This is a genomic window from Microbacterium sp. bgisy189 (assembly GCF_057707225.1).
Map to the genome: position 1 here is coordinate 201416 of NZ_JBYIPT010000004.1, position 23162 is coordinate 224577.

Below are 23162 nucleotides of genomic sequence, written 5' to 3' on the forward strand. Positions count from 1 at the left end.
GCCCTAGATCGAGGCCTCGCCGCGGCTGCTAAGAAGAAGCGAGCGCACGCGCATGCGACCAGCGTACACCCGCACGGCGCGGTGCCGCCGCGCGAGCCCGCGCAGTGCCGTGAGACGGAGCGGCCGATCGCGACACTCCACAGGCATGAAGCTCCGTTCCCTCCTCCTCGTCGCGGCACCCGTGCTGGTGCTGAGCGCATGTGCGACGCAGGTCCCGCCCCAGGGGACCTCCCCCGATGCGCCGGACACGGGTGCCGCGCTCGGCGTCACGTGGCCCGACCCGCCGACGGGTGAGGTCATCGGGCAGGGCACCGTCATGGACGTGGCGGGCACGGTCGAGCTGTGCCTCGGAGCGGTCGCCGAGTCCTGGCCGCCGCAGTGCAGCGGCATCCCCCTCACAGGCTGGTCCTGGGACGGTCTCGACGGCTCCGAGTCCGAAGGCGACGTGCGCTGGGGGTCGTATGCCGTGCAGGGCACATACGACGGCGATTCGTTCGCGGTGACGCAGCCGCCCATCATGCTCGCCCTCTACGACCCGATGATGCCCGAGGACCCCACGGGTGGTGTGCCCGGCGACACCGACGAGGAACAGCTCGTGCGCATCCAGGACGAGCTGCCGGCGTTGCTCGGTGCGGAACTGCTCGGCTCGTGGCCGCAGGACGGGCGCCTGTGGGTGCAGGTGCTGTGGGATGACGGCACCTGGCAGAGCGCGGCCGACGACGACTACGGGGTGGATGTCGTCGTCATCCAGTCGGCGCTGCGCCCGGTCGGCTGACCGCGCCGCCGACACCGCCCGTCTGCGCCGGAACGGCTTCTCCGGCGCGGACGGGCTTCTTCGTCAGAAGCCGAGTCGGCCCAGTTGCTTCGGGTCGCGCTGCCATTCCTTGGCGACCCGCACATGCAGCGACAGGAACACCTTCGTGCCGACGAGCGGTTCGATGCCCGCCCGGGCACGGGCGCCGACGTCCTTCAGGCGGGAGCCCTTGCGGCCGATGATGATCGCCTTCTGGCTGTCGCGCTCGACGACGATGTTCGCGAACACGTCGGTGAGGTCGTCGCGGCCCTCGCGCGCAGCGATGTCTTCGATCGTGACGGCGATCGAGTGCGGAAGCTCGTCGCGGACACCCTCGAGCGCCGCTTCGCGGATGATCTCCGCGATGCGGTCTTCGAGCGACTCATCGGTCACGACGCCGTCCTCGTAGAGCGCAGGACCTTCGGGCATGAGCTTGAGGAGTTCATCGGACAGCACATCGAGTTGGTCGTCGGTGACCGCCGACAGCGGGATGACCGCCGCCCAGTCCTCGCGCAGGCTGTCGACCTCCATCAGGCGCTCGGTGATCTCGTCACGGGCCGCGGCATCCACCTTCGTGACGATCGCGACCTTCTTCGCCCGCGGGTAGCCGTCGAGCGAGTCCGCGATCCGCCGGTCTCCGGGGCCGACCTTCTCGGTGGCGGGGACGCAGAAGCCGATCACGTCGACGTCGCCCAGCACCTGCTCGACGAGGTCGTTCAGGCGCTGCCCGAGCAGCGTGCGCGGCTTGTGGATGCCGGGGGTGTCGACGATCACGAGCTGCCCGCCCGGGCGGTTGACGATGCCTCGGATCGCGCGGCGGGTCGTCTGCGGCTTGTCGCTCGTGATCGCGACCTTCTCGCCGACGAGCGCGTTCGTCAATGTGGACTTCCCGACGTTGGGGCGGCCCACGAACGTGACGAATCCGGACCTCGCCGGCGTCAGGTCTGCATCGGTCATCTCATTCACCCTTCCGGCGATCGTCGAGGATCGTACCGATGCGGATCGGCCCGGTGCCGGGCCCGTCGTCATCGTCGTCGTGTTCGCGCGGCGCGCGTTCCACGAACACCGTCGCGAGACCTCGCCCGCGACCGCGCGAAGCACCGCCGGTCATCACGACGCCGCCGTAGGTCGCCGTCGCACCCGGCAGCGGCACCCGGCCGAGCGCCTTGCCCAACAGGCCCCCGATCGAATCGACGTCGTCGTCGTCGAGTTCGATGTCGAACAATTCGCCGACGGTGTCGAGCCCGAGTCGCGCGCTCACCCGGAAGCGGCCGTCCTCGAGCGGGACGATCTCGGCCTGGCGTGGGTCGTACTCGTCCGCGATCTCCCCCACGAGTTCCTCGATGAGATCCTCGAGCGTGACAAGGCCCGACACGCCTCCGTATTCGTCGACCACCATGCACACGTGGACGGCGTCGCGCTTCATCTGCTGCAGCAGCGTCTCAGCACGCATCGACTCGGGCACGAACACCGCCGGGCGCGCGATGCGGCTCACCGGCGCGTCGCGCCACGCCGTCTCGTCACGGTAGGCGAACTGCACAAGGTCTTTCAGATAGACGATGCCGGTGATGTCGTCGGCCTCGTCGTCTGCGATCGGCACACGCGAGACGCCCTTATCGAGGAACAACTGCATGGCCTCGTGCGTCGTCGTGCCGGCATCCATCGTCACCATGTCGGTGCGCGGCACCATGACGGCGCGCACGAACGCGTCGGTGAAGTCGAAGACGGAGTGGATGAGGTCGCGATCGTCCTCCTCGATGAGATCCTGCGAGACGGCCTCGTCGACCATGCTGAGCAGCTGCTCTTCGGACGCGAACGAGGCGTTGCGGCGCACGCCGGGGGTAAATCGGTCGCCCAGGATCACGAGGAGATGCGCGAGGGGTCCGAGAACGAGCCGTGCCCCGCGGATCAACGGCGCGCACAGACGCAGCAGTCCCTTCGCGTGCTGACGACCGACCGAGCGAGGACTGGCGCCCACGAGGACGAACGAGACCCCCGTCATCAGCACCGCAGCGGCGAGCATCGCCCACCAGATGTTGTCGAAGAGCAGGTTGAAGGCGACCGTCACGACCACGGCGGCAGCCGTCTCGGCGAGGATCCTGATGAAGACGACGGCGTTGTCGTGCGCATCGGGGTCGGCTGCGATCTTGCGGAGGAACCCTCGGTTGCGACCGCTGTCGGCGAGGTCGGCCAGATCGGCCCGCGACGTCACACCGAGCGCTGCGTCGATGGCCGCCATGAGCCCGCCGAGCGCGACCAGCAGCACCGCGCCGATGAGCAGCAGAGTCGGAATCATGCGCGTCGTCGACGCTCGGAATGGTGGAAGGCGGTGATGAGTTCGCGCTGCAGCCCGAACATCTCGCGTTCCTCCGCCGGCTCGGCGTGGTCGAACCCGAGCAGGTGGAGCAGGCCGTGCGTCGTGAGCAGAATGAGCTCGTCGACGGTCGCGTGGCCCGCCGCCTGCGCCTGGGTCTCGGCGACCTGCGGGCACAGCACGATGTCACCCAGCAGGCCCGGAGGGGTCGGCGCCTCCTCGGTGCCGGGGCGCAGCTCGTCCATGGGAAAGCTCAGCACATCGGTGGGGCCGGGTTCATCCATCCACTGCACGTGGAGCGCCTCCATCGCGCCTTCGTCGACGAGCAGGATCGCCAGGTCGGCGTCAGGGCTCACCCGAAGCTCCGCAAGGTTGTTCTCGGTGAGGCGCAGCAGCACCGTCTCATCGATGTCGACGCCGGACTCGTTGGTGATCTCGATGGTCATGAGCGTCCTCGCTTGGGCATGTGGTCGCGGGGGTTGTGGGGGCGCATCCCAGCACGTCGTTCCGCGCGGTTCGCGAATTCTGATGCCTCGTCTCGCTCACGACGGCCCGCGAGACGCTGCTCGTCGTACACGCTGTACGCGTCGACGATGCGGCCGACGAGCGTGTGGCGGACGACATCTTCGCTCGTAAGCATCGCGAAGTGGATGTCGTCGATGTCCTTCAGCACCCTCGTGACCAGTCGGAGCCCCGACGCGCCCTGCGGGAGGTCGATCTGCGTGATGTCGCCCGTGACGACCATGCGCGTGCCGAACCCGAGACGGGTGAGGAACATCTTCATCTGCTCGGGCGTCGTGTTCTGCGCCTCGTCGAGCACGACGAAGGAGTCGTTGAGCGTACGGCCGCGCATGTACGCGAGCGGCGCGACCTCGATCGTGCCCGACGCGATGAGCTTCGGGACGATCTCGGGGTCCATCATCTCGTTGAGCGCGTCGTACAACGGCCGCAGGTACGGGTCGATCTTGTCGGTGAGTGTGCCGGGCAAGAAGCCGAGCCGCTCCCCTGCCTCGACGGCGGGCCGGGTCAGGATGATGCGGTTGACCTCTTTGCGCTGCAGCGCCTGCACGGCCTTCGCCATGGCGAGGTAGGTCTTGCCGGTGCCGGCAGGGCCGATCCCGAAGACGATCGTGTGGTCTTCGATCGCGTCGACATAGGCCTTCTGGCCGAGCGTCTTCGGGCGGATGATCTTGCCGCGCGACGACAGGATCGCCTCGCCGAGCACCTCGGACGGGCGGGGGCCGTTGTCGCGCAGGATGCGATTGGACGCCGACACGTCGGAGGGGTCGAGTCCCTGCCCGGTGCGTGCCATCGCGATCAGCTCGTCGACGAGTGAGCGTGCCGCGGCGACGTGCTCGGGTGATCCCGAGAGCGTGATCTCGTTGCCGCGCACGTGCACGTCGACGTCCGGGTGCTCGCGTTCGACGACGCGGAGCAGGCGATCTTGGGGGCCCAGCAGCTGGACCATGGCGACACCGTCGGCGAGGATGCGCTCGACGGTCGGTTCGGGGGCGTCAGCCACCGAGCCTCCCTTCTTCGAGACCGCCCGCGAGCACGTGCGCGTGCACGTGGAAGACGGTCTGCCCGGCGGCTTCGCCGGTGTTGAAAATCAGTCGGAAATCGCCGTCCGCGTGCTCGGCGGCGAGCGTATTCGCGAGCCCGATCATCTCGGTGAGCAACGCCGGGTCGCCGGCTGCGAGCTCGACGACATTGCGGTACTCCTCGGTCTTCGGGATCACCAGCAGGTGCACCGGCGCCTGGGGTGCGATGTCACGGATCGCGAACACGTTCTCAGTCTCGGCGATGATCTCGGATGAGATCTCGCCGCGCAGGATGCGGGTGAAGATCGACGGCTCGCTCATGCGCTCCAGTCTAGCTTTCGGGTCAGGCGTGGTCTCGGGTCACCAACGGCCGAGGCGTGCGTTGAGCAGCGCGAGGGCGGCGGGACCCGCCGTGGACGTGCGCAGCACGGTGTCGCCGAGGCGCACGCGTTCGGCGCCTGCCGCCGACAGCGCGGTCAGCTCTTCCGCAGCGATCCCGCCTTCCGGGCCGACGACCAGCACGATGTCGCGGTGATCGCCGCTCTGGTCGAGATCGAGCGAGCTCAGCGCGGTGGTGGCAGTCGGTTCGAGCACCAGGATGCGTGCGCCCGCGCGCGCCGCGAGCTGCTTCGTCGTGACCGGCGCGGTCACGGCGGGAAGCCAGGCGCGGTGGGCCTGCTTGCCGGCCTCGCGGACGATCGCCGACCAGCGCGCGACCCCTTTGGCCGTCTTGGCACCCTCCCACCGTGAGACGCTCCGCGCGGCCTGCCATGGCACGACCTCGTCGACCCCGAGTTCGGTCGCCGCCTGCACGGCGAGCTCGTCGCGGTCACCCTTGGCGAGCGCCTGCACAAGCACGAGCCGGGGCGTCGCGGGGGCGACATCCATCCGATCGGTGACCCGCACCAGGACCGACGTGGGCTCGGCGGACTCGACGGTCGCGGTCAACCACGCACCGGCGCCATCTCCCACCGTGACGGTCTCACCCGTCCGGACCCGCCGCACGACCGCGGCGTGGTGCGCCTCCGTCCCGGTGAGCTCGACCGTCTCACCGGGCGCCTGGGTGAGCGCGTGTTCGACGACGAAGTGCAGCGGCACGGGTCAGCTGCTCCGGAAGCGGTCGCGCAGCTTCGCGAACAGGCCCTGGTGGAACTCGGCCAGGCGCGGCGACGGCGCCTTCGTCCGCTTGGCGAAGTCTTCGATCAGCGCGCGCTCCTTGTGATCGAGGCGCGTCGGGGTGATCACATGGACGCCGACACGCAGGTCGCCGCGCTGCGTGCCGCGAAGCGGCGTGATGCCCCGGCCCTTGATCGTGAGGACGTCGCCGGACTGCACACCTGCCCGCACCTCGAGTTCGACCGGACCATCGAGGGACTCGATCGTTGTGGTCGTGCCGAGGATCGCGTCGGGCATCGACACTTCGAGCGTCGCCAGCAGGTCGTCGTTCTCACGGCTGAAGGTGTCGTGCGGTTCGACGGTCACCTCGAGGTAGAGGTCGCCGTTCGGGCCGCCCGCCGGACCGACTTCGCCCGATCCCGGCAGCTGCAGCCGCAGGCCGGACTCGACGCCGGCGGGGATGTCGAGCGACACCGTGCGACGGGCGCGCACGCGACCCTGTCCCTGACACGTTGCGCACGGATACGGAATCGTCGTGCCGTAGCCCTGGCATGTCGTGCACGGCGCAGAGGTGACGACGTTTCCGAGCAGACTCCGCACGGTGCGCTGGACCTGACCGGAGCCGTGGCAGATGTCGCACGTCGCGGGCTGGGTGCCGGGTTGGCAGCACGACCCCTGACACGACTCGCACAGCACTGCGGTGTCGACCTCGATGTCGCGGTGCGTGCCGAAGACGACGTCGCCGAGGCTGAGCGTCACCCGCACGAGGGCGTCCTGGCCGCGTTCGCGACGGTCCCGAGGACGGCCCGCGCGCCCGCCGCCGGCGGCGCCGAAGAATGTCTCGAAGATGTCGCCGAACCCGCCGAAGCCGCCGGCGCCGCCGAAGCCGCCGGCATCCCCCATGTCGTAGCGCTGGCGCTGTTCGGGGTCGCTGAGCACGTCGTACGCGTGCGTCACGAGCTTGAAGCGCTCTGATGCGTCCTCGCCCGGATTCACGTCCGGGTGCAGCTCACGGGCAAGCCGGCGGTACGCCTTCTTGATCTCTTCGGGTGACGCGTCCTTCGACACGCCGAGGACCTCGTAGTGGTCAGCCACAGTCGCCTTTCCTGCCCATTCGGGCGCGGTCTGCTCGGGTCAGCGGGCGCGCTCGTCTTCTTCGAGCAGCCGGCTGAGATAGTGCGCGACGGCGCGGACCGCCGCGAGGTTGGTGGGATAGTCCATGCGGGTCGGGCCGAGGAGGCCCACCCGGGCGCGTGAGACGGAGGCGTCGTAGTCGCTGGCGACCACCGACGCTTCATCGAGACCGAACGCCTCGTTCTCACGACCGATGCTCGCCGCGAGCCCCTGCTCGTCAGCGACCATCTCGCTCATGAGTCGCACGAGCGTGACCTGCTCCTCGATCGCCTCGAGCAGCGGCGAGATGCTGCCGCGGAAGTCGGACTCGCTGCGTGCCAGGGTCGCCGAACCTGCCAGCACGAGGCGGTCCTGCCGGAACTCCTCCAGCTCTTCGGCCACGATCGATGCCACGGCGTGCGCAGCTTGATCGGCCGCGCCGGTGGTCGGGGTGTCGGCGAACTGGGTGACCGCCTGCAACCCGTCACGGATCCGCTTGCCGGTGACGAGGTCGGCGATGCGACCCTTGACGATGCGCAGTTCGTCGTCGTCGAGATCGACGCTGAGTGCGGCGACCCGCTGCGAGACGCGGCCGTTGTCGGTCACGACGATCACGACGTGACGCCCCGCCCCCAACGGCACGACCTCCACGTGCGAGACGTTGGCCCGCTCGAAGGACGGATACTGCACGAGCGCGACCTGACCGGTGAGGCGCGTCAGGGCGCGCACGGTGCGCACCAGCACATCGTCGAGGTCGGCGGGACCCTGCAGGAACGAGGTGATCGCCGTCCGCTGCGCGGAGGTGAGCGGCCGCAGTTCGGCGAGGTGGTCGACGAAGACGCGATACCCCTTGTCGGTGGGAACCCGGCCTGACGACGTGTGCGGCGCGGTGATGAGCTCTTCGTCTTCGAGGAGGGCCATGTCGTTGCGGATGGTCGCTGCGGACACACCGAAGTGGTGCCGGTCGACGATCGCCTTGCTGCCGACGGGCTCGTGTGTGTCGACGTAGTCCTGCACGATGGCGCGGAGGACCTGTAGTCCGCGTTCCGAGACCATGACCCCTCCTCGTTGGCACTCCCGATCCCTGAGTGCCAATTCTATCGCGGCGCGCAACGCCCGGTACACCGCGTGCATGAACCACCTCCGCATCGACGGTGCCGCGCGCGGGTAGCGTGGGCACCCATGCGCCCGAACTCGCCCCGATCCGACGACCTCACACCGCCGACGGCGCGTGAACAAGCTGCCGCGACACGGCGCCGCCGCACCGAGGAGCGCATCGTTGCGGCCGCAACGGAGTTGTTTCTCCGAGAGGGCTACGCCGCCACGAGCATCGCAGCGGTCGCCGAGGCGGCGGGCGTCAGCGAGCGTACCGTCTATGTCCGATTCGCGAGCAAAGTGGTCCTCTTCCAGCGAGTGATCGAAGTCGGGATCGTCGGCGATGTTGACGCGACGCCGATGCCGCAGCGTGAGTGGAGTGTGGACGCACTGACCGCAGCGACCACATCGGCACGCATCGCCGCGTTCGCCGACGGCGTGTCTGCAATGCATGAACGCCTCGGCCCGCTGATGGCGGTAAACGGCGAGGTGGAGGGATCCGAGCCGAGCGTGCAGGACTCGGCAGGACGGTGGCGCGCGGCCACCCGCGACTACCTGGCGCTGTTCTGGACGACGATGCGAACCGATGGGCTCCTTCCTGCAAGCGTCGATCTCCCGTGGCTGATCGACACCACGACGGTGCTCACCGCGGCCGAGTCCCGGTTGCTCATCACGAGGACGATGGGGTGGCGGCGCGCCGTGTACCAGCAGTGGGTCGTGACGTCGATGACGAGAGCCGCGCAAGCCGCCGCCGACGCTTGACACGGAGCCACCCCTACCGTTCAATTGCAGTGTCACTGCAATGGAACGGTAGGGTAAATGGAATCGCTTCAGGCCGCTTTGGACCAGACCCTGGCGTTCGCGGAGCGATTTCCGGGGGAGATCGTCGTCGTGCCGTACTCGCTGGTCAGCAATCAGCGTGATCTCGCCGCCGGGTACGCCACCGGCTTTCTCACGCTCGTAACGACGGGATCTCGCGGGCTGCCCCGCCGGCGCCTGGAGCGGCGCGGGGAGATGATCGCGGGCTCTGCAACGCCGGACACCTGGCACCGCGTTGTGGTCCATCCGCCCGAGTTGCGTCCCGGCGGGCTCAGCGGGTGGATCCTTGAACTCGCAGTCGATCGCGCTGGCTCACCGACGGCGAGGGTGCCGATCGAAGATGGCCCGGTGGGCGTCGCGACCGGCGTGGGGCCTGGTGTGGGGTCCGCAATCGAAGCGTGCTACCTGCTCGCGCTCGGCCGCCCCGGTTTGGAAAGCCCGCGGCCGCGCTGACCGCTCAACCGGTGAGCGCGCGGACGACGGCGTCTGCCAGCAGGCGGCCGCGGCGTGTCAGGATGACGCGGCCGCGCAGCGCCGATGCGCCTTCGATCAGTCCGTCCGCGATGAGTTCGGCCACCGCGTGCCGCCCGGCGCCGGTGAGTTCGGACACGGGCAGCCCCTCGGCGATGCGCGAGCGCAGCAGCACGCGCTCGAGGCGCCGTGCCGCCTCGTCCGGCCGCTCCCGCGCCGCCGCGGGTGACTGCGCCGCCGCCAGGCGCTGGGCGTACGCGGCCGGGTGCTTCACGTTCCACCAGCGCAACCCGGCGACGTGACTGTGTGCTCCCGGGCCGAACCCCCACCAATCGGTGCCGCGCCAGTAGGCGAGATTGTGCCGCGACCGATGCTCCTCGCCCCGCGCCCAGTTCGACACCTCGTACCAGTGCAGACCGGCTGCGGTGAGCAGATCGTCGGCGAGCTCGTACATGTCGGCCTGCAGATCGTCATCGGGTGCAGCGAGCTCGTCGCGCCGGATGCGCCGTTCCAGCGCGGTGCCGTCCTCGATGATCAGGGCGTACGCGGACACGTGGTCGGGCGCGAGATCGATCGCCGTTTCGAGAGACAGCCGCCAGTCGTCCAGCCCCTCTCCCGGAGCGCCGTAGATCAGGTCGACGCTCACGCCGAGCCCCGCCGCACGGGCCGCCTCGACGGCGGTCCGCACGCCGGCCGGGTCGTGCGTGCGATCAAGGGTTGCGAGCACGTGCGGGACGGCGGACTGCATGCCGATCGACATCCGCGTCACGCCGGCGGCGGCGAGTTCGAGCGCCACCTCGGCCGTCACGGTGTCGGGATTCGCCTCGACGGTCACCTCGGCGTCCGGCTGCACGCCGAACGCGTCGCGGATACCCGCGAGCATGCGGGCGAGGTCACCGGGCGGCAGCAGCGTCGGGGTGCCGCCGCCGAAGAAGACCGTGGATGCCGCGCGCACCGCGCCGGCCTCGGACAGCACCCGCTGGGCCACCGCGATCTCGCGCAGCACTTCGTCGGCGTACGCGTCCTGCCGCGCCCCGCGCAACTCGGTGGCGGTGTAGGTGTTGAAGTCGCAGTACCCGCACCGCACGCGACAGAACGGCACGTGGACGTACACGCCGAAGTCGACGCCGGGGTCGACTCGGAGGTCGGCCGGCAGTGCGCCATCGGTCGGAACGGGGTCGCCGAGCGGGAGCGCCGAGCCCATCAGGCGGGGGTCTGGTACAGCGGCGAGATCGCCCGCAAATACCCCTGGAACAGCTCGCGGCGGCGACGCTTGACGAGCCCGGGGAGCAGCCGGTAGACGATGCCGGTGGCGCGATCGAACGCGCGCACCGTGAACCAGACCTCGTCGTTGTCTCGCCAGTCGACGACGAACGACTCCTCACCGCTGACGACGGAGCCCGACACGGTGCCGAGTGCGAAGCCGACCCGTCGAGGCTCCTCGATCGAGTAGATGACGCGGAGTTCGCCGTCGGCTTTCAAGCCCTTGACGCGACCGTGCACGTGGATCGTCGTGCCGGCGCTCACGTACGGGGTGCCGTCGGCGTCGAACCGCTGATCGGCTTCGAGGCGACTGGGCGCGACGGGCGCCCCCTCTTCGTCGAAGCTCACACCCGAATACATCGGACCTGCGGCAGGGCGCACGTCGCTGACGTCGAGGCCCGCTCCGCGCAGCGCCGACCACGACAACAGTGCGTCGGCCGACGTCGTGAACCGCTCCTCGCCGCTGCCGATCCGCCAGGACTGTTCGGCGGGCGTGCTCCTCTCGGGCGGATAGCCCATGAGGTCGGCAGCCTGGGTGGCGCCGACAGCGGCGTAGTCGACCGTTCCGTTTTGGAAGCTTCCGCGGCGCATGGTCTCCAGCCTAGTTCGGGGCTACTTCTTGCTCTCGACGTCACCGGAGAGCGCGGCGATGAACGCCTCTTGAGGGACTTCGACGCGCCCGACCATCTTCATGCGCTTCTTGCCCTCCTTCTGCTTCTCGAGCAGCTTGCGCTTTCGGGTGATGTCGCCGCCGTAGCACTTGGCGAGCACGTCCTTGCGGATCGCGCGGATGTTTTCGCGCGCGATGATGCGGGCGCCGATCGCGGCCTGGATCGGCACTTCGAACTGCTGCCGAGGGATGAGCTTGCGCAGCCGCTCGGTCATCATCGTGCCGTAGCTGTAGGCCTTCTCGCGGTGCACGATCGAGCTGAACGCGTCGACCTTGTCGCCCTGCAGCAGGATGTCGACCTTCACCAGGTCGGCGGTCTGGGACCCGGCGGGTTCGTAGTCGAGGCTCGCGTAGCCCTGCGTCTTCGACTTGAGCTGGTCGAAGAAGTCGAACACGATCTCACCGAGCGGCATGTTGTATCGCAGCTCGACTCGATCCTCACTGAGGTAGTCCATGCCGAGCAGGGTGCCGCGGCGCGACTGGCACAGTTCCATGACGGTGCCGACGTAATCCTTGGGCAGCAGGATGCCGACCTTCACGACCGGCTCCGAGACCTCGGCGACGCGGCCGTCGGGGTACTCGCTGGGGTTGGTGACGGTGACCGTCTCCCCGGTGTCGGTGGTGACCGTGTAGGTCACCGACGGCGCCGTCGTGATGAGGTCGAGGTCGAACTCGCGTGAGAGTCGCTCCGTGATGATCTCGAGGTGCAGGAGACCGAGGAACCCGCAGCGGAAGCCGAACCCGAGGGCGACGGAGGTCTCGGGCTCATACTGCAGCGACGCATCCGAGAGCTTCAGCTTGTCGAGCGCTTCACGCAGGTCGGCGTAGTCGCTGCCGTCGATCGGATAGATGCCGCTGAAGACCATCGGCTTCGGGTCGGTGTATCCGGCCAGGGCCGCCGTGGCGGGGGTGCGCTGATTGGTGATGGTGTCGCCGACCTTCGACTGGCGCACGTCTTTCACGCCGGTGATCAGGTACCCGACCTCGCCGACGCCGAGTCCCTTGGTCGGTGTCGGCTCGGGGCTCGACACACCGATCTCGAGCAGCTCGTGCGTGGCCTTCGTCGACATCATCTGGATGCGTTCGCGCGGCTTGAGCGCACCGTCGACCATGCGCACGTAGGTGACGACGCCGCGGTACGAGTCGTAGACCGAGTCGAAGATCATCGCCCGCGCCGGCGCATCGGCGTCGCCCTTGGGCGCCGGGATCTCGTTGACGAGGCGGTCGAGCAGCGCGTCGACCCCGACGCCGGTCTTGCCGCTGACGCGAAGGACGTCTTCGGGGCGGCCGCCGATGAGGCCGGCGAGTTCGGCGGCGAACTTGTCGGGGTCGGCTGCCGGCAGATCGATCTTGTTGAGGACCGGAATGATGTGCAGGTCGTTCTCGAGCGCGAGGTAGAGGTTCGCGAGGGTCTGCGCCTCGATGCCCTGTGCCGCGTCGACGAGGAGGATCGCGCCTTCGCAGGCGGCGAGGCTGCGCGAGACCTCGTACGTGAAGTCGACGTGGCCCGGGGTGTCGATCATGTTGAGCGCGAACGTCGATCCGTCGAGGGACCACGGCATCCGCACGGCCTGCGACTTGATCGTGATGCCGCGCTCGCGCTCGATATCCATGCGGTCGAGGTACTGCGCCCGCATGTCGCGGTCGGAGACGACGCCGGTGATCTGCAGCATGCGGTCGGCCAACGTCGATTTGCCGTGGTCGATGTGGGCGATGATGCAGAAATTGCGGATCAGCTCGGGCGGCGTTGCGGCGGGCTCGAGGGGCTTCAGGGCGCGCGGTGACATGTCTGCAGCAGTCTACCGGCGCGCGTGGCGGCCGCCGCGCCACCGACCGGGAGCCATCTCCTGCGGTTCGCCTCCACATGAGAAAGAGTTAACCGCCCCTTACCTTGCGGCATTCAGCGGATTCCCAGCACGCTCGGAGTTGCGGTCGTTTCTCAGCGCTCACCCACGCGCGCGGCCGCACGGGAGACGACGTGACGAACGACGCAGCACACTCTGCCCTTCGTCCGCATCGTCGGTGGATCGCCGCCGCTACGGCAGGCGCCACCGCGATCGCGGGCCTCGCGCTGACACCTGGAGCCGCTTCGGCGGCCGTGTCGCCGGATGCCGCGGTGGTGATCTCCGAGGTCTACGGCGGCGGTGGCAACAGCGGTGCGCCGTTCGACCGTGACTTCGTCGAACTCGCCAACGTGAGCGACACAGCGGTCGACCTGTCGGGGTACAGCGTGCAGTACGCGTCGCCGACCGGGTCGAGCTGGCAGCTGACGCCGCTGACCGGCATCACGATTCCGGCCGGTGGCAACGTGCTCGTCGGTCAGGCGTTCGGGGCAAACCTCGACGCGACCGACATCGCCGCGGACGTCGACGGCAGTATCGCCATGGGCGGCCAACAGGGCAAGGTCGCATTGGTATCCGATCAGAACGCGCTGAGCGGTTCGAGCGGGCTCGTCGACCTTCCCCAGGTGGTCGATTTCGTCGGCTGGGGCGGGGCGACCCACTTCGCCGGTGCGGCTGCGGCGCCGGCGACGTCGAACTCGACGAGCATCGCGCGGGACGCGTCGTGGACCAACACCGCCGACAACGGTGCGGACTTCACGACCGGCACGCCGACACCTACCGGCCTCGGCGACCCGGGCACCAATCCCGAACCCGAGCCCGACCCCGAGACCCTGTCGATCGCGGAGATCCAGGGCACAGATGCCGCGAGTGGGCACCAGGGCGCCACGGTCATCACGACCGGCGTCGTCACCGCGCACTACCCGACCGGCGGCTTCAACGGCTACGTCATCCAGACCCCCGGCACCGGTGGCGCGATCGATCTGGCCGCCCACACCGCATCCGACGCCGTCTTCGTCTACGCGCCCGGTGCGGTCGACGAGGTCGCGCTCGGCGACACCGTCGAGGTGACCGGCGTCGTCTCGGAGTGGAACGGCCTGACCGAGCTCACCGTCGAACCCGGCGACGCGACGGTGGTCGCCGCCGGTGAGCCGGTCTCGCCCGCCGCCGTCGCATGGCCGGAGACCGAAGTGGAACGCGAGCGACTCGAGTCGATGCTGATCGCGCCCGCCGGCGAGTACACCGTCACGAACACCTACTCCACGAACCAGTACGGCGAGGTGGGTCTTGCCGCCGGCACGACGCCGCTGCGCCAGCCCACCGACGTGGCCCGCCCCGGAACCGCCGAGGCCGACGCGGTCGCGGCCGACAACGCCGCTCGAGGTGTCGTGCTCGACGACGGCACGACCCTCAACTTCCTCTCGACCGCGAACCGCGAGCTCACTCCCGCCTACGTCTCGCTGGGTGAGCCGATCGTCGTCGGCGGCGGTGTCTCGTTCGTCGACCCCGTGATCGTCGACTGGCGCAACAACACGTGGAAGCTGAACCCGACCGCACCCCTGACTGCGGACGGGACTGGCGCCGATGGGGTGGCGTTCTCCTCTCCTCGCACCGCCGCTCCCGAGTCGGTGGGCGGCGACCTGTCGATCGCCTCGTTCAACGTCCTCAACTACTTCACGACCCTCGGTGACGAGAACGCGTCGTGCGTGGCGTACACCGACCGGTTCGGCGACGGTGTGACCGTGCGTGAGGGCTGCGACCAGCGCGGCGCGTGGGATGCCGAAGACCTCGACCGGCAGCAGGACAAACTCGTCGCCGCCATCAACGCACTGGATGCGGATGTCGTCGGCCTCATGGAGATCGAGAACTCCGCTGCGCTCGGCGAGCCGGTCGACGAGGCGACTGCGACCCTCGTGGACGCGTTGAACGCGGCCGCTGGCGCCGATACCTGGGCGTTCGTGCCCTCGTCGGCAGATCTGCCCGCCGCGACCGAGCAGGACGTCATCACCAACGCGATCATCTACCGCACCGCGGCTGTCGACACGGTCGGCGCCTCACGTGCCCTCGGCGATCAGAGCGGTGACGGCGAAGCGTTCGGCAACGCGCGCGAACCCATCGCGCAGGTGTTCGAACCGGCAGCCGGCGGCGCGCCGTTCCTGTTCGCGGTGAACCACTTCAAGTCGAAGGGATCGGCCGGGCCCTGGCCCGGTGACGTCGACACGGGTGACGGTCAGGGCGCGTCGAACGAGTCGCGCGTACGACAGGCCACGGCGCTGCGCGACTGGGTCGGCGAGATCCAGGGCGACGTCGAAGCGGTCGCACTCGTCGGCGACTTCAACTCCTACGGCCAGGAGGACCCGCTGCAGGTGCTGTACGAGGCGGGCTATACCGACGCGGAGCACGCGTTCGACCTCGACACGTCGTCGTACAGCTTCTCGGGGCTCTCGGGATCGCTGGACCACGTGCTGCTCAACACCGCAGCGCTGGGGCGAGCGACCGACGCCGACATCTGGAACATCAACTCCGGCGAGTCGGTCGCGCTCGAATACAGCCGCTACGCCTCGCACGGCACGCTGTTCTACGCCGACGACGTCTACCGCTCGAGCGATCACGACCCGGTTATCGTGGGCCTCTCCGCCGACGCCGCACCGGTGGATGTCACCCTCCTCGGCATCAACGACTTCCACGGCCGTATCGACGGCAACACCGTCGAGTTCGCCGGCACCGTCGAGCAGTTGCGTGAGGCGGCGTCCGGTCCGGTGCTGTTCCTCTCCAGCGGCGACAACATCGGCGCGTCGCTGTTCCCTTCCGCGGTCGCGCAGGATCAGCCGACGATCGACGTGCTCAACGCTCTCGAGCTGTCGGCCACGGCCGTCGGCAACCACGAATTCGACCGCGGTTGGGACGACCTCTCCGGTCGGGTCTCGGACGCCTTCGATGCGCCGCAGCTGGGTGCGAACGTGTACCTCGCCGGCACGGAGACCCCCGCGCTGCCCGAGTATGCACTGCTGGACGCCGACGGCATCACGGTCGGCGTCATCGGCGCGGTCACCGAAGAGACCCCCGCGCTCGTCTCTCCCGCAGGCATCACCGACCTCGAGTTCGGCGAGCCGGTGGCGGCGGTGAACCGCGTCGCTGCGCAGCTCACCGACGGTGACGACGCGAACGGTGAAGCGGATGTGCTCGTCGCGCTGTACCACGAGGGCGCCGGCGCCGGCACGCCCGACGGGTCGACCCTCGACGCGGAACTGGCTGCGGGTGGCGCATTCGAGGCGATCGTGAACGACACGAGCGCCGAGGTGGACGCCATCTTCACGGGACACACGCACAAGGAGTACGTCTGGTCGGCTCCCCTGCCAGGCACCGATCGCACCCGCCCCATCGTGCAGACCGGCTCGTACGGCGCGAACATCGGCGAGGTCGTGCTGACGGTCGACCCGGAGACGTTCACCGTCGACGCGCACACCGAGCGTCTCGTGCCCCGCACGACAGACGACGCGGCCGCCCTGATCGCGGCCTATCCCCGGGTCGCCGAGGTGGACCGGATCGTCACGGCCGCGCTGGACGCAGCCGCGGAGATCGGCAACACGGCGGTCGGTGAGGTCTCTGCCGACATCACGACTGCGCACGCCGGCGGCTCGTTCGTCGACGGCGTCTGGACGGGCGGGACGCGCGACAACCGTGCGGCCGAATCGGCCCTCGGCAACACGGTCGCCAACATGCTGCGCGACTCCCTCGCGGATCTTCCCGACGGTGCCGTCATCGGCGTCACCAACCCGGGCGGGCTACGGGCGGACCTGTGGGACACGCAGGCCGAGTACGGGGCGAACGCCGTGGCGGGTCTGGCCGACGGCCAGGTCTCGTTCTCGCAGGCGAACGCTGTGCTGCCGTTCAACAACACGCTGGCGCTGGTGACCCTCACGGGTGCGCAGTTCACGACCCTGCTCGAGCAGCAGTGGCAGCGCGACGCAGACGGCAATGTGCCGTCGCGGCCGTACCTGCAGCTCGGCCTCTCCGACAACGTGTCTTACACCTTCGACGAGACGCTGCCCGAGGGCGAGCGGATCACGTCGGTCACGATCGACGGTGCACCCATCGACCCGGCAGCGACCTACCGGATCGGCACGTTCTCGTTCCTCGCCGCCGGTGGCGACAACTTCCGGGTCTTCACCGAAGGCGCGGATGCCGTCGACACCGGACTGGTCGACTACGAGGCATGGATGGACTACATCGCCGACGGCTCGCCGCTGGCGCCGTCGTTCGCCAAGCAGGCCGTGCAGGTCACCGGCATCCCCGAGGTCGTCGCGGCCGGTGACGAGGTCACGTTCGAGGTGAGCGGCGTCGACATGACCAGTCGAGGAGCACCCGAGAACACGGCGTTCGACATCACCTCCGGCGGCGCATCGCTCGGAACGGCCGCGATCACGGCGGGATCGTCGACCGTGACCTTCACGGTGCCCGCGGGAGCCCCCGCGGGAACCTATCCGGTGACGCTGACGTCGGCTGCATCCGGCACCGTCGTCCAGGTCGCGCTCACGGTCGAACAGGTCGCCGACCCGTCGGCCACGCGCACGAGCCTGTACGCGGTGCTCCCGATCCACATCAACCGCGTCCTGCCGACGTCGCTCGTCGCGCACGTGCGACAGGACGAGGGGCGTCCCGCCGGTGTGGTCGAGTTCCGCGAGGACGGTGCTGACGGAGCGGTCGTCGGCACGGCGACGCTCTCGCGCAGCGGCTTCGCGACCCTGCGACTGGGCACGCTGAGCCGTGGCACGCACCGATACGTGGCGGTCTTCGTCCCCGAGGACGAGTCGGTCGCGACCGGGTCGACCAGCCGCACCGTCACCGTCCGATCGCTGTTGTGACCCCCACTACGCAGGGTCGGCACCTCCCCAGCCGGCCCTGCGTAGGCTGGGTCGCATGACGGCGCAGGCGGTGTTGGTCCACGGCATCCGCACATCGGCCACGATGTGGCGATCGCAGGTGGCACACCTGACCGAGCGGGGCGTCGGCGTCACGGCCCTCGACCTGCCCGGCCACGGCACCCGCATGGCCGAGCCGTTCACGCTCGACGTGGCACTCGACACGATCGACGCGGCCGTGCGATCGGCCGCTGCGCACGGGCCGGTCATCCTCGTCGGACACTCGATGGGCGGCCTGCTGTCGATCGCCTACGCCGGACGGACCGATCCGCCGCCGATCGCGGCATTCATCGCTGCGTCGTGCACCGCCCTCCCCCGTGGCGTCGGGCTGGCCGCCTACCGTGCACTCGCGCGCGGGCTCGATCGACTCCCCGGGCGCGGACAGCCGATCGCGGACTGGGTCCTCGACAACACGCTGCCCGCCGAGACACGAGCGGACTTCGGAGCCGGAGGCTACGCGTACGACGCCCAGGACGTCGCATTGAAGAGCCTTTCGGTGCTCGACCTGCTCGACGCGCTGCGTCGCATCGCTGTGCCCACCTGGTTCATCAACGGGCAGTACGACCAACTGCGACTCAACGAGCGCCTGTTCACGCGCCTGTTGCCTGAGGCGGAACTCATCGTGGTGCCCCGCACGAGCCACCTCGTGACCGCGATGCGCCCTCGCGTGTTCAACGCGTTGCTCGACGTCGCGATCGCCACGGTCGAGCACCCGCCCGCGGGGACGCCAGGCGAAACCTGATAGACTCGTGCATTGGCTTGCGTGTGAGTCCCACCTCATGCGCCGCCGTTCGGCGCCCCTCTACCGTCGTCCGGCACACTCAACCGAAACACTCCGAACGAAAGAGCCGTCGAACGTGGCGAACATCAAGTCGCAGATCAAGCGCAACAAGACCAACGAGAAGGCGCACGAGCGCAACAAGGCCGTCAAGAGCGAGCTGAAGACCGAGGTGCGCCGCACCCGTGAGGCCATCGCCGCAGGCGACAAGGCCGCAGCCGAGAAGGCGCTCGCCAAGGCGACCAAGAAGCTCGACAAGGCCGTGAGCAAGGGCGTCATCCACGAGAACCAGGCTGCGAACCGCAAGTCGGCCATCGCCAAGCAGGTCGCCGCTCTCTGAGCACACTGACATCGAAGCCCCGTCCCCCTGTGGGACGGGGCTTCGTCCTTTGTGGCACACCCCGATCGCGCACAGCGCCGACACGGAGAGGAGACCGCAGACCGCGATTCGAGACGTCGGTCAGGCGCCGTACGGCGCGCGGGTCGCGATCACCGTGACGAGCCTTTCGACGGCGTACACGGGGTCCCTCGAAGCGCCCTTGACCTCGGCATCCGCCCGCGCCGCGGCCTGAATGGCGATGCCGAGCGACGCCTCGTTCCACCCCGATAGGTCGCGACGGGCGCGGTCCACCTGCCAGTCCTTCATGCCGAGGCGGGCGGCAAGCGCCTTCGAGGGTTCGCGGTTGCCGGCCACGCGGGCCATCGTCCGCAGCTTGCTCGCGATCGCAGCGACCATCGGCACCGGGTCGGCGCCGCTCGCGAGCGCGTGCCGAAGGGCGACGAGCGCATCGCCGTAGCGACCCGCGATGGCCGTGTCGGCGACCGTGAACGCGCTCGTCTCGACGCGGCCGCCGTAGTAGCGCTGCACGACGTCTTCACCGATGTCTCCGGCGACGTCCGACATGAGCTGTTGGCAGGCCGCGGCGAGCTCTGTGACATCGTCCGCGAACGCCGACACGAGCGAGCGCAGCGCTGCGGGTGCGATACGTCGCTGCCCGGCGTGGAACTCCCCCGCCGCGAAATCGAACCGGTCGGCATCGCGCTTGATGGCGGCGCACGCGATCTCGATGCCACCACCGGTTCCGGCGCGCACGGCGTCGAGCAGCTTCTTGCCCCGCACACTGGCACCCGTGTGACGCAGGATCACGGTCGCGCCGTCCTGCGGCGCTTCGAGGTAGGCGAGCGCCTCGGCGAGAAAGGTGTCGCTGGACTTCTCGACGCCCGCGACGCGGACGAGCCGGGGCTCACCGAACAGCGACGGCGAGGTGAATCCGAGCAGCTGACCCGCGGCGTAGTCGTCGGCGCGGATGTCGGACACCTCGAGACTCGCGTCTTCGGCGCGGAGGTAGTCGCGGATGCCGGCGATCGCACGCTCCGCGCAGACGTCCTCGGGTCCGGAGACGAGCACGATGGGGGCGGGCTGGGGCTGTCGCCACGACACCTGCGGGATCGTGGAGGCGGCTCGGGCGGGAGCACGACGCGGTGCAGGCGGCATGGGGACCAGCCTACCGATCGGCACCGACGCCGGGCAGAGGCCGGGAGCGCCAGATGTTGAGTGCACCACCGTCTGTCCACACCGCGATATCGCCTTCGGTGTCGGTCCGCGCGATCGACGCACCGGCCGCCTCGAGCACCTTGAGGGTCTCGTCGCGAGGGTGTCCGTGGGTGTTCTCCCCCACGGTGACGAGCGCGAGCCGAGGTTGCACGTTCGTGTACACCGGCGGGTACTGGTCCGCGCTGCCGTGGTGGGCGACCTTGACGACGTCGTATGTGCCCGAGAGCGCACCGGCCACGCGCGCCTGCGGACGCGCGGCGAGGTCGCCGAGGAACAGTGTGCGCGGCAGACCACCGCCGGAGACCTCGATGACGACGCTCGCATCGTTGCCCGGTGGCGTGTCGGCGCTCGGCCAGAGCGCGCGCCAGGTGGCGTCGCCGAGAGGTCCGGAGGTTCCCGGCTTCACTGCGTGGAGGGCCGCGCCGGCAGACTCGAACGCCGCGAGCAGTGCGTCGTCGTCAGGGTCGGCGACGGGGCCGTGGAGGACAGTCGCCACGTCTCCGATCACGGTGGCCGCGCCCCCGGCGTGGTCGAGATCGAAATGCGTCAGGACGAGCAGATCGATCTTCTCGATGCCGAACCGATCGAGACATCGCCCGAGCGACGCCTCGTCGGGCCCGGTATCGACGAGCGCGATGTGCTCGGCCGAACGGATGAGCAGGGCATCGCCTTGACCCACAGCGCATGCGGCGATCGACCACGATGCCGGAACGCGGGTGCGGTCCACCATCCGCGAGACGGGACCCATCGCGATCAGCACCGCGCACAGGAGGGCGAGCACGGTGGCCGACGTGCGCCGGGCGCGCCCCATCAGCACGCCCGCAACGGCGCCACCGGCGCCCAGGAGCACGAGCAGTCCCACGGGTCCCGACCACCACGGTAGGAGCGCGCCGGGCAGCGTGGCGAAGACGTTCGCGACACCGGTGATCCAGGCGGCCGGCACCCAGGCCAGCGTCGCGAGCCCCGCGCCCAGCAGCGGGACTCCTGACAGCAGGCACGCCGCGAGGCCGACGATCGTCGCGATCGGCGCGGCAGGAGCGGCGAGCAGATTGGCGATGACGCCGTAGACCGGAATCGACGGGGTGAGGAGAACGAGCAGGGGTCCGCAGGCGAGTTGCGCCGCGACCGGAACCGAGAGCGCGATGGCGAGTGGCGTGGGCAGCCAGCGTTCCAGACCCGCGGCGAGCGGGCCGGCCAGCAGGAGCAGTGCCGCGGTCGCCGATGCCGACAGGGCGAACCCGAGCGACAGTGCGAGCCAGGGGTCGAGCACGAGTGCGCCGATGATCGCCGTGCTGAGCAACGACACGCCCGCGCCCACCCTGCCGAGCAGAATCCCGAGCATGGCGATCGCCGACATCGTGGCGGCACGCACGACGCTCGGTTCGGGCGTGACGAGGACGACGAAGCCGGCGAGGGCGCCGAGCGCGAACACGACCCGCATTCGTCGCCCGAACCCGCATGCGGCGGCGGCGAAGAACGCGATGGCGACGACGAGTGCACAGTTCGCGCCCGAGACCGCGGTGAGGTGCGACAGCGATGCATCCTGCATGCGGGTGTCGAGTTCGGTGGTCACGTTCGAGGTGTCGCCCACGGCGAGGCCCGCGACCAGTCCGGATGCCGGGGCAGGAAGGCCGGCCGTCACGTCGGAGAGCCCGTTGCGCAACGCCGCCGCGGTCTCGAGGATGCCTACGGGACCGGCTTCGACCTCGATGCGGTCGGCGATGACCCGGCTTACGGCTCGGTCTCCGGGGCGCAGCGGTTGCCCCGTCCCGCGGATGCGAACGCGCGCGCCGACGTCGACGGTATCGGGCGGGTCGCTCACGATCACCTGTACGGGGGCGGAGAGTCGCGCCTCGGCGCCCTGCCCGCCGTCGATGACGACCGTGGCGGCATCGAACGCCCAGCGGTCCCCGTAGCGGTCCACCTTGCCGACGACGATCGCCGTCAACTCCGCGGAACCGCCGTCGACCAGGAGCGCGGTCGCCTCGCCGCGCGACGGCAAGGTCGACGACACGTGCACGGCGACGGCGGCCCCGACAGCGCACCCGACCGCGACCAGCACCGCGACCGTGCGCGCGGGCTCCGGGCGGGTGCGGGCCAGGAACAGCAACCCGATCATCGTCACGCCCAACGCGGCGGCAAGGACCGGTGCAGCCTCCGGCAGGACGATCGCGGCGATCGCGGCCGGCCACGCGACGGCGACGACGATGAGCAGGCGCACATCGCGCCTGCGCGCACGGCGCCCGCTCACAGCGTCACCTGATCACGCAATCCGGCGAGGACCTTGTCTCCGATGCCCGGCACGCCGAGGAGGTCCTCCACGGCGCGGAACGGGCCATGCTCGCTGCGCCAGGAGATGATGCGCTCGGCGAGAGCGGGACCGATCCCTGGCAGCGTCTCGAGCGCGGCGGCATCGGCGCTGTTGAGCGCAACGCGGCCGTCGGCCGTGGGTGCGCCGGAGTGCGGCGCGGCCTCCTCGCCGACGGCCGGGACCCGCAGCTGCTCGCCGTCGACGACGAGGCGTGCCAGGTTCACGGCTGAGTCGTCCGCATCCGTCGTGAGGCCCCCGGCGGCGGCGATGACATCGACGACGCGTGCATCCGAGCCGAGGCGGTAGATCCCCGGCGCGACCACCTCGCCGTGGATGTGGACGTACACGGCGGACTCGACAGCGGCGGCCGTCGGCGACAGGGCAACCGTCTGGGGCTGGTCCCCCAGGCTTCGAACCGCGCCGATCGCGACCGCGACGGCAGCGACGACGAGCACGGCGACGACAGCCGCGCCGACGCCGAACTTTCGCATCCCGCCGGTGGCGGACCCGTCCGATCCCACGCCTCCACGGTTTCAGGCGCCACGACCTGCCCACGCCTT

20 protein-coding genes are annotated in these 23162 nt (G+C 69.6%); 6 read left to right on the forward strand and 14 right to left on the reverse strand.

Annotated elements, in window-relative coordinates:
• Positions 1-145 precede the first annotated feature (145 nt).
• A complete protein-coding gene (locus AC3ENX_RS07980; RefSeq protein ID WP_434811330.1) occupies positions 146-775 on the forward strand; it encodes a hypothetical protein in 630 nt (209 codons plus the stop codon).
• Positions 776-838: 63 nt separating this feature from the next.
• On the opposite strand, the gene era is transcribed toward AC3ENX_RS07980, so the two are convergent.
• The 8 genes from era to hrcA are packed head-to-tail and all read right to left on the reverse strand — an operon-like array spanning position 839 to position 7933.
• Positions 839-1750: a GTPase Era gene (gene era, locus AC3ENX_RS07985; protein WP_434811331.1), complete on the reverse strand. Its 912-nt coding sequence runs from the start codon at positions 1748-1750 to the stop codon at positions 839-841.
• A gap of 1 nt (position 1751) precedes the next feature.
• Positions 1752-3089: a hemolysin family protein gene (locus tag AC3ENX_RS07990; RefSeq protein WP_434811332.1), complete on the reverse strand. Its 1338-nt coding sequence runs from the start codon at positions 3087-3089 to the stop codon at positions 1752-1754.
• Positions 3086-3553, reverse strand: a complete 468-nt coding sequence (gene ybeY / locus AC3ENX_RS07995) for an rRNA maturation RNase YbeY (protein WP_434811333.1) — start codon at positions 3551-3553, stop codon at positions 3086-3088. Before ybeY ends, AC3ENX_RS07990 begins: the two co-directional genes overlap by 4 nt.
• The gene (locus tag AC3ENX_RS08000; RefSeq protein ID WP_434811363.1) at positions 3550-4575 is read right to left on the reverse strand and encodes a PhoH family protein; all 1026 of its coding nucleotides are present in this window, start codon (positions 4573-4575) and stop codon (positions 3550-3552) included. Before AC3ENX_RS08000 ends, ybeY begins: the two co-directional genes overlap by 4 nt.
• A 46-nt stretch (positions 4576-4621) precedes the next feature.
• Positions 4622-4969, reverse strand: coding sequence for an HIT domain-containing protein (locus tag AC3ENX_RS08005; protein ID WP_434811334.1), 348 nt, complete (start codon positions 4967-4969; stop codon positions 4622-4624).
• A 39-nt stretch (positions 4970-5008) separates the two neighbouring features.
• Positions 5009-5746, reverse strand: coding sequence for a 16S rRNA (uracil(1498)-N(3))-methyltransferase (locus AC3ENX_RS08010; RefSeq protein ID WP_434811335.1), 738 nt, complete (start codon positions 5744-5746; stop codon positions 5009-5011).
• A 3-nt stretch (positions 5747-5749) separates the two neighbouring features.
• Positions 5750-6859, reverse strand: a complete 1110-nt coding sequence (gene dnaJ / locus AC3ENX_RS08015) for a molecular chaperone DnaJ (RefSeq protein WP_434811336.1) — start codon at positions 6857-6859, stop codon at positions 5750-5752.
• A 39-nt stretch (positions 6860-6898) separates the two neighbouring features.
• Positions 6899-7933, reverse strand: a complete 1035-nt coding sequence (gene hrcA, locus AC3ENX_RS08020; RefSeq protein ID WP_434811337.1) for a heat-inducible transcriptional repressor HrcA — start codon at positions 7931-7933, stop codon at positions 6899-6901.
• A gap of 126 nt (positions 7934-8059) precedes the next feature.
• Between hrcA and AC3ENX_RS08025 the strand changes: the two genes are divergently transcribed.
• On the forward strand, positions 8060-8734 hold the full coding sequence (locus tag AC3ENX_RS08025) for a TetR/AcrR family transcriptional regulator (protein ID WP_434811338.1): 675 nt from the start codon (positions 8060-8062) through the stop codon (positions 8732-8734).
• A 57-nt stretch (positions 8735-8791) separates the two neighbouring features.
• Positions 8792-9244: a hypothetical protein gene (locus AC3ENX_RS08030; protein WP_434811339.1), complete on the forward strand. Its 453-nt coding sequence runs from the start codon at positions 8792-8794 to the stop codon at positions 9242-9244.
• A 4-nt stretch (positions 9245-9248) separates the two neighbouring features.
• On the opposite strand, the gene hemW is transcribed toward AC3ENX_RS08030, so the two are convergent.
• Genes hemW through lepA form a run of 3 tightly spaced genes read right to left on the reverse strand, consistent with a single transcriptional unit; the run spans position 9249 to position 12982 of the window.
• Positions 9249-10466, reverse strand: a complete 1218-nt coding sequence (gene hemW / locus AC3ENX_RS08035; RefSeq protein WP_434811340.1) for a radical SAM family heme chaperone HemW — start codon at positions 10464-10466, stop codon at positions 9249-9251.
• Entirely contained in the window at positions 10466-11116 is a 651-nt protein-coding gene (locus AC3ENX_RS08040) for a DUF1990 domain-containing protein (RefSeq protein ID WP_434811341.1), read from the reverse strand. Before AC3ENX_RS08040 ends, hemW begins: the two co-directional genes overlap by 1 nt.
• Positions 11117-11137: 21 nt before the next feature.
• Complete coding sequence (gene lepA, locus AC3ENX_RS08045; protein ID WP_434811342.1) at positions 11138-12982, reverse strand: translation elongation factor 4; 1845 nt, start codon at positions 12980-12982, stop codon at positions 11138-11140.
• A 191-nt stretch (positions 12983-13173) separates the two neighbouring features.
• Between lepA and AC3ENX_RS08050 the strand changes: the two genes are divergently transcribed.
• The 3 genes from AC3ENX_RS08050 (at position 13174) to rpsT (ending at position 19076) form a co-directional block, all read left to right on the forward strand.
• Positions 13174-17901: an ExeM/NucH family extracellular endonuclease gene (locus tag AC3ENX_RS08050; protein ID WP_434811343.1), complete on the forward strand. Its 4728-nt coding sequence runs from the start codon at positions 13174-13176 to the stop codon at positions 17899-17901.
• Between the two features lie 55 nt (positions 17902-17956).
• Entirely contained in the window at positions 17957-18700 is a 744-nt protein-coding gene (locus AC3ENX_RS08055) for an alpha/beta fold hydrolase (RefSeq protein WP_434811344.1), read from the forward strand.
• Positions 18701-18815: 115 nt separating this feature from the next.
• The gene (rpsT, locus tag AC3ENX_RS08060) at positions 18816-19076 is read left to right on the forward strand and encodes a 30S ribosomal protein S20 (protein ID WP_434811345.1); all 261 of its coding nucleotides are present in this window, start codon (positions 18816-18818) and stop codon (positions 19074-19076) included.
• 120 nt (positions 19077-19196) lie between these two features.
• On the opposite strand, the gene holA is transcribed toward rpsT, so the two are convergent.
• The 3 genes from holA to AC3ENX_RS08075 are packed head-to-tail and all read right to left on the reverse strand — an operon-like array spanning position 19197 to position 23123.
• On the reverse strand, positions 19197-20231 hold the full coding sequence (holA, locus tag AC3ENX_RS08065; RefSeq protein WP_434811346.1) for a DNA polymerase III subunit delta: 1035 nt from the start codon (positions 20229-20231) through the stop codon (positions 19197-19199).
• 10 nt (positions 20232-20241) lie between these two features.
• The gene (locus AC3ENX_RS08070; RefSeq protein WP_434811347.1) at positions 20242-22542 is read right to left on the reverse strand and encodes a ComEC/Rec2 family competence protein; all 2301 of its coding nucleotides are present in this window, start codon (positions 22540-22542) and stop codon (positions 20242-20244) included.
• Complete coding sequence (locus AC3ENX_RS08075) at positions 22539-23123, reverse strand: ComEA family DNA-binding protein (protein ID WP_434811348.1); 585 nt, start codon at positions 23121-23123, stop codon at positions 22539-22541. The genes AC3ENX_RS08070 and AC3ENX_RS08075 overlap by 4 nt, the downstream gene beginning before the upstream one ends.
• Positions 23124-23162: the final 39 nt, after the last annotated feature.

Bases quoted from the DNA above. Each gene is read 5' to 3' on its own strand.
- AC3ENX_RS08000 (WP_434811363.1), bottom strand. From the start codon at position 4,575: ATGGTCCAGCTGCTGGGCCCCCAAGATCGCCTGCTCCGCGTCGTCGAA.
- AC3ENX_RS08040 (WP_434811341.1), bottom strand. From the start codon at position 11,116: ATGCGCCGCGGAAGCTTCCAAAACGGAACGGTCGACTACGCCGCTGTC.
- ybeY (WP_434811333.1), bottom strand. From the start codon at position 3,553: ATGACCATCGAGATCACCAACGAGTCCGGCGTCGACATCGATGAGACG.
- AC3ENX_RS08055 (WP_434811344.1), top strand. From the start codon at position 17,957: ATGACGGCGCAGGCGGTGTTGGTCCACGGCATCCGCACATCGGCCACG.
- holA (WP_434811346.1), bottom strand. From the start codon at position 20,231: ATGCCGCCTGCACCGCGTCGTGCTCCCGCCCGAGCCGCCTCCACGATC.
- AC3ENX_RS07990 (WP_434811332.1), bottom strand. From the start codon at position 3,089: ATGATTCCGACTCTGCTGCTCATCGGCGCGGTGCTGCTGGTCGCGCTC.
- lepA (WP_434811342.1), bottom strand. From the start codon at position 12,982: ATGTCACCGCGCGCCCTGAAGCCCCTCGAGCCCGCCGCAACGCCGCCC.
- hemW (WP_434811340.1), bottom strand. From the start codon at position 10,466: ATGGGCTCGGCGCTCCCGCTCGGCGACCCCGTTCCGACCGATGGCGCA.
- AC3ENX_RS07980 (WP_434811330.1), top strand. From the start codon at position 146: ATGAAGCTCCGTTCCCTCCTCCTCGTCGCGGCACCCGTGCTGGTGCTG.
- AC3ENX_RS08030 (WP_434811339.1), top strand. From the start codon at position 8,792: ATGGAATCGCTTCAGGCCGCTTTGGACCAGACCCTGGCGTTCGCGGAG.
- AC3ENX_RS08025 (WP_434811338.1), top strand. From the start codon at position 8,060: ATGCGCCCGAACTCGCCCCGATCCGACGACCTCACACCGCCGACGGCG.
- hrcA (WP_434811337.1), bottom strand. From the start codon at position 7,933: ATGGTCTCGGAACGCGGACTACAGGTCCTCCGCGCCATCGTGCAGGAC.
- era (WP_434811331.1), bottom strand. From the start codon at position 1,750: ATGACCGATGCAGACCTGACGCCGGCGAGGTCCGGATTCGTCACGTTC.
- AC3ENX_RS08005 (WP_434811334.1), bottom strand. From the start codon at position 4,969: ATGAGCGAGCCGTCGATCTTCACCCGCATCCTGCGCGGCGAGATCTCA.